This is a genomic window from Fulvivirga marina, from assembly GCF_016775155.1.
GTDB classification, from domain to species: domain Bacteria; phylum Bacteroidota; class Bacteroidia; order Cytophagales; family Cyclobacteriaceae; genus Fulvivirga; species Fulvivirga marina.
In genome coordinates this window covers 138,236-151,154 of sequence record NZ_JAEUGD010000053.1, presented here as the reverse complement: position 1 = coordinate 151,154, position 12,919 = coordinate 138,236, and the positions used below count along the sequence as shown (strand labels likewise).

The following is a 12,919-nucleotide window of genomic DNA, read 5'->3' as shown; positions in this document are numbered from 1 at the left end:
CGTTCATAAATAAATGGATCGGCCATTATAAAAAACCACCCACCCCTCAATATGTCGTTTCTTTGAATATTTGCATAGTAACCCCTGCACTTCTTCAGATATGCCATCTTTCTCGTCCATTACAAATGCTGATTCTTTTGTGTTTACCTTATTTAGTTTTTCTTCTCCAATAAAATAATCTTCCCAAGAACATTCTTCTTCAAAACGTGTCTCTCTGAATAGGTGACTACTACCTGCATTAACAGAAATAATATCTTTATTTAGTTCAAAGGCCAGTGAAGGTAGTAATTCATTATATACATAAACCTGATCTACTCCAGGTATGGAACTAATAAATGCAGCAAGATTTTTCTGATCATGCAGTTTTTCAGGATTAGAAGAGAAGAGGAGGGAAGAAAATAAGGTAAGGGTAGATGTGACAAGCACCTGATAGTAAATAAGTGAAAGTTTATGCCTGTGCCATTTCAGGAGCACCGCAATCAAAATAACCAATCCTACCCCACAAACTAAAAAATATACTTCGGTATTGAACAATAGAGATTTATCAAGCAGGGGCGCCAGCATCAGTCCTAATAATATTAAAACGGTAAAAACACTGTAGGCGGTTAACCATTGTTTGTGCATCAATATCATATTATGCCACATATAAGCTGCGGCAAGAGCCATTCCCGCATATATAGGCAAAATATAAAGTATGAGCTTTGAAGAGGAAAGGGAAAAAAAACAAAGGGGGACAAAAACCCAAATCAGCAACAGCTTGAGTATAGCCGTTTTTTTTTTCGCAAAAAGGACATTTACAATCATCACAAACCATGGAAAGGTTGTGATGATTGCCACTACAATAAAAAACCAAAAGGGCTGTCTTCTACCAAAGTTATTTGTCATAAACCTGTTAAATATGTGGTCAACAACAAAATAGTTAAAGAAGTCATGATTCTCTTTCCATAGCATAATGTACCATGAAGAGCCAACAGTCAACAAAATCAAGACTCCGGCCAAATGGTGTTTGATCATATTGCGCCCGTCCTTTTTAATCAGCCAATGGGAGGCTACAGCTACAGTAACCGGGGCTATGAAAGCAACAGGACCTTTGATTAGCATGCCCAAGCCCATACAGGTATAAAAGAAGTAAAGGTTTATGATACCCCTTCCCTTTTTATATTTTATCCACGCAAAAATAGATGCCAGTACCGTTGTAGTCAGGTAAGCATCAGTAGTTAATGCCCTGGAGCTTATAATTACCAGAGGAAACGCAAAGTAAATACATGCCGAATGAAAAGCCGCTTCAGAATTTTTAAACAATAACTGCCCCAGCCGATAGACCAAGTAAATTTGAATGAGCAAAGCAACCTGCAAGAAAAAGCGTGCAGCGAAAGCTGTTACTCCAAATATGCTATAGGCAAAAGCCGTTATCCAATAAGTTAACGGCGGCTTGTGATAATGCCCGATTTTTAATAGCCTGGGGTGCATGTAGTCCCCTGACAAGTACATTTCCCTGCTAATCTCAGCATAACGAGCCTCACTAGTCTCGGTGACTCCCCATGTAGCCAGATTTGAGAACAATATTATAGCTGCAAAGATCATTAAAATACTCAACGCAAGATCAGAGACTCTAACACCCGACAGCTTATATATTGGCTTCATCTACATGAAAGAAAGACTAGTTGACCCTAAATTTAAGTGCAGACCTCAATCCTATCATAGCAAGTTCACTCTCCTCCATGCCCAACTTTCCTATGCCTCTGCCATAAAAAGCTGAGAGTTGTAATATGGAGTGGTTCTTAAGTTTCTTCTCAATACCCAGGCTTGCATCCAACATTCCGGTATATATTTTACCATCATCAAAATGCTTGGACGCCTCAATATCTACAGAAAAATCATTTTCATCGGAAGTATACTTATACTCATACTCGTACTCAAACCGCTGAAGCACCTGCATCTGCGGAGAAAGTCCTACCGAGGCAAAAATATAACGGTCTCGGGCTACAGGGTGATAGTATTTCAATTGCACCGGTACAGTTACTGCATATGTCCGCTGCTCAATTTGCTGGAGTTTACCAATATCCTCGTTCAAGCCTGGGTAAGTTGCAAGTTTATCCCCCAGCTTCGCCGGATCGTTTACTCTATAGCTTGTGTAGGAATATTTCGCCCCGGTCTCAACCCTGAAGGAAGGCGACAGAATAAATTCGGCTTTGATACCGGCAGCTATCCCGGGATGGCCCGAACCACGATCTGAGGCAAGTTTCATTATATCTACTTCAGGGCCATACTGAAAGCCTATACCCTTCATTCGCTGTTTTTCAATATCCCGAAGCACTTTAGCAGGAAGAGCCTGTTTTCTATGCTTATCCAGAGCTTTTCCTTCCGGCTCAGAGACATCTACCGAAGCCAGAGCTATATCCGAAAAGTTCGGAGACCAGGGACTGTCATAACCTTTTCTATTAACAAACCGGGCATCGTCCCGATTGTGATATTGCAGATAAACCTGCTCATTTTCACCAATATAAGCCAATTGATATTGAGCCAAAAAGTCTTTAACTTCCTCTGAAAGCTCGTCTACCCTTCCTAAAGGTATGTCTTCTGCTTGAGCATTGGCCCGTCCTTGCTTCCCCTGTCTGGGTTCATGGTATGTTGTCTTCATGGCCTGCCGTCCACTGTATGAAGTATGACCATAGCCATTATTGCTAACTAACCCTTTATATATATATATGGTATCAGTATCAATTTCAGCTTTGGTCTTGGTCAGCTGAAGTGTTTCGTAATCTCTTTTCAGCTTTTCATAATTACTCATGTCCTGCTTCAATTCCTCTATACTTGCAAGAAGTTCTCGGTCGCGATTACCATTAAAATAAGCAAACAACCCGAAGTTGAGCAGGCTGATCAATATTACCGCAGCAGCATAGCCCGCAGCTTTTTTGTAGGGAGCGTACCAAGGTTGATAAGATATTCCCGCCATTCGCTCACGTAAACCTGTCAAAGCATGTTCATCAAATTGCTCATCGCGGAAGTTCTCAACCTTCTCCTTTAATTTTTTGTCAAATTTATTGTCATCCATGTTTCTGACCTTTAATCCCTCTCATTTTGCTGATCGCCAACTGTAGTTTTGTACGTGCTACCGATAAGTTAGATTTAGAAGTTCCCACACTGATATTGAGTTTTTTCGCTATCTCTTCGTGCTTATAACCTTCGATTACATGAAGGTTAAAAACCATTCGGTAAGAAGGTGGCAGTTCTTGAATAAGCTCAATAATCTCCCTTTCTGAAATATCGTCCAATACATCTTCGCTTGTATGCTCAAGGTTTGCATAAGAGATATCCACACCATGGTAATGTTTTTCATTTCTTCTATAGTAATCTATAGAGGCATTTATAACAATCCGTCTGAGCCACCCTTTGAAGGATAACCCGGGTGTATATTTGTCGAGATTGGTAAAGACTTTAAAAAAAGCATCATTGACTATTTCTATTGCCTCTTCTCTATCTCTGGAATACCTCAAACCTATACTCATAGCATAGCTGTAAAACTCCATATAGAGTTTATCCTGTGCAGATTGGATCCCTCTACTGCACTGTTTTATCAACTCATAAAAGCTCTTATTCTCTTCCACTATTTATTCGATAAGGTCAACACGTAAGGTATGGAATAAAGGTTGGTTGAAATAGAACGTACATCACCTAAAATTTATGATTGTTGTCACATTGATTTTTTTTTAACACCTTAGTACCAACCACTTTCAAATATTATACGTGGTGTCTGTAAAGGTTGAAAAAGTGCTAAAGTCTGAGATACTAACAAAAGTAGAAGCTCATGTCCGTTCACTCTTTAAAGAGCTGAGAACCAGTAAGTTGATTTTCCACAACCTGGATCATACAGAAATGGTGGTAAATGCTTGTGATGAAATAAGCCGCGGCATGCAACTCAACAAAAATGACAGAGAGATATTGCTGGTTGCTGCCTGGTTTCACGATACTGGTTACCTTTACACTTATAATAGCCATGAAGAAGAGGGCAAGAACATTGCCCGGGATTTTTTGTTAAATAATGGCTACCCAACATCAAAGATTCATAAAGTAATGAATTGCATTAGCGTAACGCAATTAGACATTGAGCCTCATGATATAATTGAAAAAGTTATCTGTGATGCAGACCTGTACCATCTCTCCTGTAGAAATTACTTTCAGTTGTCGAAACAACTCAGGAAAGAATGGGAGCTCATCTTCGAAACGAAGGTAAGTGATGACCAATGGCACCGACAAAACCTGGACTTTCTGCATCAGCATAACTATTGTACTGCCTATGCAAAAAATAACCTTGAAAAGGGCAAACAAATGAACATCAAGAAAAACATCAAAACTTTGGAGGACCTGCGACATGGAGTCTGAATACCTGCTCACCATTGTAGTTCCGGTATATAATGAAGTAGAAAGCCTGCCTAGGTTTAAAGAAGAAATGGATAAGTACATGGCACAAACTCCATTGTCTTCCAAGGTACTTTTTGTTAACGACGGCTCTAATGACGGTAGTTTGGAATTAATCAAGGATATATGTCGCGGCAAAGGCGCTAACCATTATTACTACGCTTCCTTAGAGAGCAATTGTGGGTTAAGCGCAGCCATCAAGGCAGGAATTGACCTTTGTGATACTCAGTACATGGGGTATATTGATGCGGACTTGCAAACATCTCCCAGCGATTTCCTCAAATATTTTGAACATCTTAATAATTTTACACTGGTCAACGGCATTCGTGCCCAAAGAAAAGACACTATTATAAAAAAAATCTCTTCCAAAATAGCTAACGGGTTCAGACGTATGGTGATCAATGATGGCATTGCCGACACCTGCTGTCCGTTAAAACTGATGCAAACTGACGCAGCCAAAAAGCTTCCCTTTTTTAAAGGCATGCACCGTTTCATACCAGCACTTATACAGCTTCAGGGAGGAGCCGTTAAACAGCTTGAAGTACAACACTTTGAGCGATATGCAGGCACAGCCAAGTATCATTTATTCAACAGGCTTGCCGGACCATTCATAGATACCTTGGTATTTGTATGGATGAGGAAAAAGAGTATTAAATACAAAATATCTGAACTTGAGTTGGCACATAAGTGATATCTGGATTTACACCATTGGTTTTATAGCTCAGGGCTTGTTTTCAGCACGCCTGATTGTACAATGGGTTAAATCCGAAAAAGCAGGCAAAGTACTTTCCCCCACTATATTCTGGCAATTAAGCCTGTTTGCCTCTTTTTTATTAATAGTGTATGGAGTACTAAGAAATGACATTGTCATTATCGGTGGGCAACTTATCTCCTATTTCATTTATATTCGAAACCTGCGCTTTAAAAAGGCATGGAGATACTTGCCCGTTTGGTTCAGAGTAAGTACGCTGGCCAGCCCTGTTATTGCCTTATGCTACCTGCTACTCAACAAGCAGTTTCACTTCCATTCGCTGCTCCATAATCCGGAAATTTCTTTTCCATTAATGGTTTGGGGGTCTGCCGGACAGATCATATTTACCTTCCGGTTTGTCTATCAGTGGTTACACTCAGAAAAATTAAAGAAATCAGTACTTCCACCTGGTTTCTGGATAATCAGCCTCGTTGGTTCCCTGATGATCATTTCTTACGCTATATTCCGGCTCGATCCGGTACTCATTGTCGGGCAGTTTTTTGGCGTGATCATATATTCCAGAAACCTTTTTATTCATTATAAAACAGCACCACAAAAAAAGCAGGCTTATTCATGATTCCCAGTATACCTTATCAAAAACCTTTGTTGTTAGGAATCTGTATCATCTTATTTTTTACTCATCTGGCTGATGTTTCACCTCCCACTATTATGGAGGCCCGTAATTTCATCTCAGCACGGGAAATGCTGGAGAGCGGTAATTGGGCAATTCCTACCCTCAATGGAAATACCCGAATAAGGAAGCCTCCCCTTCCCACATGGATCACAGCGGCATCGATAGCCCTTAACGGCGACCCCAATAGCCTGATGGCGCTACGCTTCCCCTCAGCAATGATCGCCACCATTATGATCTTCTTTCTCTACGGACTAGTGAAAGATCTTTTCTTAAACAGTAATGCCGCCTTTTACTCGGCTGCGATATTAGCTTCATGCTATATGCTTATAGAAGAAGCCAAAACCGGTGCCTGGGATATTTATTGCAATGCCTTTATGCTTGGTGCCATATGGATGCTTTATCGTGCATCAAAACACAACCTTTTAAAATACTGGATTTTATCTGGTGTACTCATGGGGTTCTCATTTTTGAGCAAAGGCCCTGTTTCATTTTATGCGCTTTTACTACCCTTTCTTATTGCCTTTTTTGTAAGTAAAAATAAATTTAGCCAACCCACTCTAACAGGTGCAGGTCTTTCTATCCTGATCATGCTGCTGGTTAGCGCAGCATGGCCCCTTTACTTATATATCAAGATTCCTGATATTGCTACTCAGATTGCCCATGAGGAAAGCAGTGCCTGGATCAACCGACATAACAGACCATTCTGGTTTTATCTGCATTTTCCATTATTTACCGGTATTTGGGCTCTAACTACCGTATTTGCCTTCTATAGCTTCAAAAAATTACAATTGAAATTTCCCGCCAAAAGCATGAAGCTTGTCCTCTTCTGGTTTTTAATGACTTTATTTTTACTTTCCGTGATTCCCGAAAAAAAGGAAAGGTACTTTTTGCCAGCTCTGCCTCCACTGGCTGTACTCATTGGGGCAATGGTTTCGCATCACATAGAAAATTATCAAAAAGGTAGCTCTGACAAAGCAACACGATTATTTATGCTTGTTCAAGGGATATTAACTATACTGGTTATAGCGGCTACTACCATAGTCGCTTGGCAATTTGGCGTCAAAACAGAAAGAATGGATGCGACTTCTTTCCTACTCATTACTGTATCTGGCTTTGGTTTAGTTATTGCAGCCGGGATGAGTTTATGGAGAAAAAAAGAGTTGGTCTATTCCGCATCTATTGCTGCTGTATTATTTTTTGATGTAGCGATATGGCCTTTAATTCCTACAATCAAACAGGATAACCCGAAGTATAGTGATCTCAGAGAAGTAAGGCATATACAGGCTATCCGTTCAAAACCAATCTACAGTACCGTAAAGCTTAACCCTGTACGGATTTGGGAGATCGGCAGAAAAGTAAATGTAGCTCCCTATGGACAAAACTTTAGGAATAACACGGTAATAGTTACTGGCAAACCTCTAAATGATGCAAAAGAAGTATTTGAATTCTATCCAAATCCGGGTAACGAACAGGAAGTGCTCTATTTTAATTTAATTCAATAAAAGAATCATACCTGGTAAACCATGCAGGCCTTTCTTCTTTTTCATAAGGTCACTTTTGTGTAACGCTATTTCAGGCGGGACAATTATTACAATAAAAGAGGTTGCCTATAAGCTTGGTTATTATCCCTGATAGGTGAATAGGAAAAAACCAAAAGAACCTACAAACAACCTCTCTATAGTTATAACGCGTGTTATGCTGTATTAACCCACAAATCAATGATTTGTTAACGCAAGTTTTAACTTTTTAAAAACTTACCTGATATTGTAAAACTGCCATCCCTTTTCGGGTATCTAATACATTTTCACCAGCCTCATTTTTATAAGTTGGTCTACTTTGGTATACAAAACTCAACTTGCTATTATGCCCTCCTTGAATCAGATAATTAGCTCCCAGCTCATACATGACCATACTATCATCAAGGTAGTCATAATCAGAATACTGCAATGCAGCGAAAGGCTGTAACTTCCCTCCTTCTGAGATTATGTTTTCACCAAAAAGATAACCGGCCTGTGCGTACATAGTATTACCAGTACCTACCATAGGAAAAGCTCCACCGTAGCCACCTACCGTAGCTCCGCCTGATCCGGTAGCAGCATTATTCACTCCAACATTCCTGACATAACCATTACCAAAATCATAGTTGGTATAGGCTGCATATGCTGTCAACGCTGTTTCATCAGTAAGAGGTTTGTCGTAAAATATATCCAGTCCAAATAACACCATGTCTTTATTCACTATCTCTGCATTATTATCGAGTGCCCACATGGCATCCTGCTGGTAGATAAACCCACCACCAATATTGAACACACTCTTTTTTCCCAGGTAAGATCCTGCCTCATAGGGTGTCAGGTTTGATTCTTTACCCATAAGCATGTACTTAAAATATCCCTGAACCTGTTTTTTAGGGGGCTCATTACTAAATGAAAAATCAGTTCCGGTCGGAGCTTCAGGAGCGCCGGAAACCGTCATGGGCTGAGTCAGTGCTATACGATAATCGAGCTTACCCAACTGTCCCTTAGCATAAACGCTTAATTTCCTCAAAAACTGATCATTTACACCATTTGTAGCCTGTTGATAAAGGGGTGCATCAAGCGACATAATGCTTCCCGTACTAGGTGAAGCATACCTGGTTAGACCATTCCAGCCTGTAAGCCCTGCTCCAAAGGAGAGTTTTTCCTTATCAACCGCATATTCAATCAAAGCATCATGAAAGAAAGCTCCGTCATATTTAGGTGAGTGGAAATTGAAGTTATTCTGTCCGAACTGAGAATAGAAAAACACCTTATCTGTGATCTGTCCAAATATCTGGAACCTGAGTCGTCGGATACTGATATCGCTATAGCTATCTGTTTCATAGCCATTGATTGTAGTTCCAGGATTCATTTGAGTATTTCTTAACCATATTTGTCCAAGCCCTGAAAGCTTTACATAATGGCTACCATCCTCATTAAGGTTAAACACTACTCCACTATTTTTGGGCTTTCCTTTTTGAGAAGTATCCTGTGCATTTGAATACACAGAAAGAAGCAACAAGCATATACTTGCTATAAAAAGTCTTTTCTCCATTTTATTGGATCTCTTTAATTCAGTTTAAAATTTAAAGTTTCAAATATTTCAAGGTTGGTCTCTTCCAGAAGATTGGGTTCCCTGTCATCGATAACTATTCCGGTCACTATTAGCTTATCAGCTTCTACCTTTTCGCTGATATAAGGTATCCCTGAAAGTTTTTTGACCTGTAAAGCTACATGACGATGCATTAGGTGCCACCCTCTGTCATATAACCCTAAATTTAAGCTAACCATCTCTTGCGAAAGAGCCTCCACATAGCTACGAGCCTCTTCCCATAATGTTATACCGGAAACATCATCTAGCAAATGTTTGAGCACCTGACAATTCAGGTGCCCTACAATAACTATCTGACTTGCTCCTTCTTCGTCAATGCAGTGCCTGAGGTAATTGATGTCATGAGCATTACTCTCCAACACTAACCCTCCCAACAGGTTATGAATGATCAAGTTTTCATTGCCCATAACTTCAGCTATGCTATGACAGTCATTGCAAAAAATCATGACGGTTTTTTCTTCTATCTTGTCACAGTAGGATGTTAAGCTGCTCATGCTCTTGCTAACTTTTTGGTTGATAGAGGATGCTCTGAAAGAGAAATGTGATTTCCGAGGCCTACGACCTGAAAATTCCCACCAGTGAAGTTATACTCTCTTCCAAAATGGTCAATAAAAGACATAAATGAATGGTCTATCAGTCTGGCTTCACTTACATCAAACTTCACTTCTTCCTTTTCAGGAAGGCTGGTGAGCATTTTTTTGAATCCAAGTAAATTGGAGAAAACAGCAGACTCTGTAACCTTAATTAAAGTACCTTGGTTTGTCTTAATTACTTCATAGTGCGCCTTAAATAAACTTTTAAATGAGGCTCCATTTATCATGTGGAACACAAACTTAACCAAAATACCGGCTGCTATACCTAATAAAAGGTCTTCAGCGAGGGTAACCACAATGGTAGTCAGGAATATTACGAGTTGCTCTCGGCCTACTTTATAAGTGTGTACAAACTCTTTAGGTGAAGCCAATCTGTAACCTGCAAAAATAAGCATAGCAGCTAGAGCCGCATTAGGTATCATTTCAATAACAGGTATGAGTAATATCATGGAAAGCAACAAAAATGTACCATGGAAAAAATTTGACCATTTGGTCTTTGCTCCAAAACCAATATTAGCAGAGCTCCTTACTACTTCTGAAATCATGGGTAATCCACCCAACAAACCTGAAACCACATTACTTGCGCCAAGGGCTTTCAAATCTCCATCATAATCTGATGCTCTCTTATAAGGGTCAAGATTGTCTACCGCTTTAACAGTAAGCAAAGATTCCAAACTGTTTACAAACAGGAACATAAATACATACTTCCAAAAAGTAAAAGTACCGATCCCTGAAAAATCAGGACTAATACTCAAGCTGCCCCAAAAATCACCGATTTGAACTAATGAGTAGGCTGGCTCAGTGCTTTTAAAGCTCCAGTAAAGTGAAAGCGGAACAGCAATGAGTAATACTACCATTGGCCCTGGCACTTTTTTCAAAAAATTAACTTTCAGCTTAGGAAGTGTAAATAGTATCACCAACGCTATCAGCCCAACAATAGCAATATTGAAATGTGCATGAGTAACAAATTTGGGTATATCCAGCAAGAGTTCAATTGGCCCTTCACCTTTGTAAAGCGAAGGTTCATCACCTAATAGCACAGGTATTTGTTTGGCAATAATAATGATACCTATAGCTGCAAGCATACCATGTATGGCAGAGTGAGGAAAAAAGTCGCTCAAAGAACCAAACTTCAAAAACCCGAATACAACCTGAATCAGAGCCATCACCACAATGACTGCCGTGGCCATTTTCCAGCCTGTTTCTCCTCCACCAAACTCCAAAATAGCTCCCGAGCAAACGGTGATCAAACCGGCAGCAGGCCCTTTGATAGTTAGCTCAGAAACTTTAAAAAAGCTGGAAAATATACCCCCAACCATGGCAGTAAGTACACCCATGGCTGCAGGGAAACCGCTAGCTTTGGCTATACCAAGACTGAGCGGCAGAGCAAGTAAAAACACTAGAAAACCTGCCAGGATATCACTACCCCAATTCTCTTTTAATCCCGTAAATCCGCTTTTCGGAACTTCTATTTTTAATTGATTATTTTTCATTATTAATATTTTTAAAACTCAGATGAAATTTTATTTAAGATGTCAGATCGGCCTGCTCATGGTATGTTCTGGAATTGGCACCGAGAAATACCCGGGCGTAAATCCTGATTAAAGCAATGCCGTTAATGATAAAAGTAAGTGCCACCAGTACCGCCAGGGCAAACTGGTCTTCATGCACATGGGTAAGGATCACATCTTCCCCAAAAAATGTTGTGGTTATAGGGAATCCTGCCAATCCCAGGCACGACATTAAAAAGATAAAAGCTGTTCTAGGGTACTGGCTTACCAACCCATGAAATTCATTGAGACCGATACCATGGTGTTCCATAGCCTTAACACGATACAGGCTGATATACCCAATAATACCAGACATTACCACCCCGCTCAAATACACAAAGGTTTCCCGTCCATCAAAGTGATGGTTAAAAGCTATACCCAGATCAATAAAGAAATGAGCGGTAACTATACATAACCAGGCTAGTCGCGAGCTGCTTCTTTCATTATAGGCTTTAATCACCATAATTAATGCCGTAGCTGCCAGTATAACCGGCAGGTACTGCTTCAATACCCCACCAACCTCATTGAGGTAAGCAAGATCAAAACCGATCAGGCAGATGGGAACGAAGAAGTAAAGGACATTTTTAACGGTCAGAAAACTCAGTGCGGTACGCATTTTCTTCAATGGCTTAAAAAAGAATGTAAAAACCACTGAATCCAGATGCCACTCTTTAATGGAGAGTAGGTAAACAGCATACTTTAGCCTTTTCATAAAAGCATTTTCATGATACTTCCTTCTTGGCGTAAAGTCGTAAAACTGCTCCCTGATCAGGTATGTAACTACTGATGGGGAAGTCAACAACTGATAAGTGCGAAGAAATGAATTACCGGCAAAATGTATAAGTGCCAGTGTATGCCACCCTGCAGCAATTTCAATAAATATAATACCGATCTGAGCCATGGAGGCATAAGCTATCTGACTCTTCACTGTTGGCTGTACTCTGGCTATAATAGAACCCAGCACAGCAGTAATTACTCCGATAGCTACTATAAACCAGTGTACCACGGGCTGGTGCTCCCAAAAAGGGAAAGTACGTAGCAATAAAAATGCTCCAATATGGACCGATAATGACCCATAGAAAATAGCACTCGATGGCGTTGGACCTTCCATGGCCCTCGGTAACCATGCTGAAAATGGAAACTGTGCCGACTTGGCAGCAGCTGCGATCACGATCATTACGGAAATGAATATCCCAATGGCACTATGAGACTGAAGCACCTCATGCACCAGTTCGTAATTATTGAGTTTCATGAAGGTAACATTCTCATGCCACAAGTGATGGCTCATCCACATGGCCAGTAGGATTCCTACATCACCAATTCTGTAAATAGCAAACACTTTGAGTGCATTCTTCACAGGAAGGTACCGTTTTCTATAAAAGGCAATCAACAGAAATGACGATAAGCCGAGTATTTCCCACCCAATAAAAAGTGTTTCGAAATTGCCAGCCAGTACTGTTACATTGAAGCCGAGATAGAAAAACAATACAGTATTAAAAAAGCGCTTGTAACCAGATTCTCGGTGCAGATAGTAACGACTATAAATAGTGACCAAAAAGGTTAAGACAGCACCAACCATCAGGTAAACTGCAGAAACTTTGTCAAAATAAAAATCCAGAAAAAAATCGTAGCCAGGTGCTGTGTACAAGGAAATATCACGAACATTCAACATTGGCATCAATCTCAAAACCCAGATGGAAATAAATATCATCCCCCCCAGTAAAGTAGCTCCTACGGTAGTAAAAGCAACATTAGATATCACACTCTCCCTTTTTCCGGGAATAAACAAACTGATGATGAAACCTACCAGGGGAATCATCAAGAATAAATGAACAAAACTCTCCAT

General features: G+C 40.1%; 11 protein-coding genes. 4 read left to right on the top strand and 7 right to left on the bottom strand.

Features of this window, described 5'->3' with window-relative positions:
- Positions 1-3: 3 nt before the first annotated feature.
- The 3 genes from JMN32_RS15620 to JMN32_RS15610 are packed head-to-tail and all read right to left on the bottom strand — an operon-like array spanning position 4 to position 3,608.
- Entirely contained in the window at positions 4-1,644 is a 1,641-nt protein-coding gene (locus JMN32_RS15620; protein WP_202857289.1) for an ArnT family glycosyltransferase, read from the bottom strand.
- A 16-nt stretch (positions 1,645-1,660) separates the two neighbouring features.
- The gene (locus tag JMN32_RS15615) at positions 1,661-3,055 is read right to left on the bottom strand and encodes a hypothetical protein (protein WP_202857288.1); all 1,395 of its coding nucleotides are present in this window, start codon (positions 3,053-3,055) and stop codon (positions 1,661-1,663) included.
- Complete coding sequence (locus tag JMN32_RS15610; protein ID WP_202857287.1) at positions 3,048-3,608, bottom strand: RNA polymerase sigma factor; 561 nt, start codon at positions 3,606-3,608, stop codon at positions 3,048-3,050. The genes JMN32_RS15615 and JMN32_RS15610 overlap by 8 nt, the downstream gene beginning before the upstream one ends.
- A 142-nt stretch (positions 3,609-3,750) precedes the next feature.
- Between JMN32_RS15610 and JMN32_RS15605 the strand changes: the two genes are divergently transcribed.
- The 4 genes from JMN32_RS15605 to JMN32_RS15590 are packed head-to-tail and all read left to right on the top strand — an operon-like array spanning position 3,751 to position 7,306.
- Positions 3,751-4,383, top strand: a complete 633-nt coding sequence (locus tag JMN32_RS15605) for an HD domain-containing protein (protein ID WP_202857286.1) — start codon at positions 3,751-3,753, stop codon at positions 4,381-4,383.
- Positions 4,373-5,110 (top strand): glycosyltransferase, encoded by a 738-nt coding sequence (locus tag JMN32_RS15600; RefSeq protein WP_202857285.1) that lies wholly within the window; start codon positions 4,373-4,375, stop codon positions 5,108-5,110. Before JMN32_RS15605 ends, JMN32_RS15600 begins: the two co-directional genes overlap by 11 nt.
- Positions 5,091-5,747, top strand: coding sequence for a lipid-A-disaccharide synthase N-terminal domain-containing protein (locus JMN32_RS15595; protein WP_238354498.1), 657 nt, complete (start codon positions 5,091-5,093; stop codon positions 5,745-5,747). Before JMN32_RS15600 ends, JMN32_RS15595 begins: the two co-directional genes overlap by 20 nt.
- The gene (locus JMN32_RS15590; RefSeq protein WP_202857284.1) at positions 5,744-7,306 is read left to right on the top strand and encodes an ArnT family glycosyltransferase; all 1,563 of its coding nucleotides are present in this window, start codon (positions 5,744-5,746) and stop codon (positions 7,304-7,306) included. Before JMN32_RS15595 ends, JMN32_RS15590 begins: the two co-directional genes overlap by 4 nt.
- Positions 7,307-7,550: 244 nt before the next feature.
- Here the strand turns inward: JMN32_RS15590 and JMN32_RS15585 are convergent, their stop codons facing one another.
- Genes JMN32_RS15585 through JMN32_RS15570 form a run of 4 tightly spaced genes read right to left on the bottom strand, consistent with a single transcriptional unit; the run spans position 7,551 to position 12,919 of the window.
- Positions 7,551-8,873, bottom strand: coding sequence for a hypothetical protein (locus JMN32_RS15585; RefSeq protein ID WP_202857283.1), 1,323 nt, complete (start codon positions 8,871-8,873; stop codon positions 7,551-7,553).
- A 14-nt stretch (positions 8,874-8,887) separates the two neighbouring features.
- Positions 8,888-9,424 carry a carbonic anhydrase gene (locus JMN32_RS15580; protein ID WP_202857282.1) on the bottom strand — a complete coding sequence of 179 codons (537 nt, stop codon included), beginning with the start codon at positions 9,422-9,424 and terminating at the stop codon, positions 8,888-8,890.
- Positions 9,421-11,016, bottom strand: coding sequence for a SulP family inorganic anion transporter (locus JMN32_RS15575; RefSeq protein WP_202857281.1), 1,596 nt, complete (start codon positions 11,014-11,016; stop codon positions 9,421-9,423). The genes JMN32_RS15580 and JMN32_RS15575 overlap by 4 nt, the downstream gene beginning before the upstream one ends.
- Positions 11,017-11,050: 34 nt before the next feature.
- Positions 11,051-12,919, bottom strand: coding sequence for a proton-conducting transporter transmembrane domain-containing protein (locus JMN32_RS15570; RefSeq protein ID WP_202857280.1), 1,869 nt, complete (start codon positions 12,917-12,919; stop codon positions 11,051-11,053).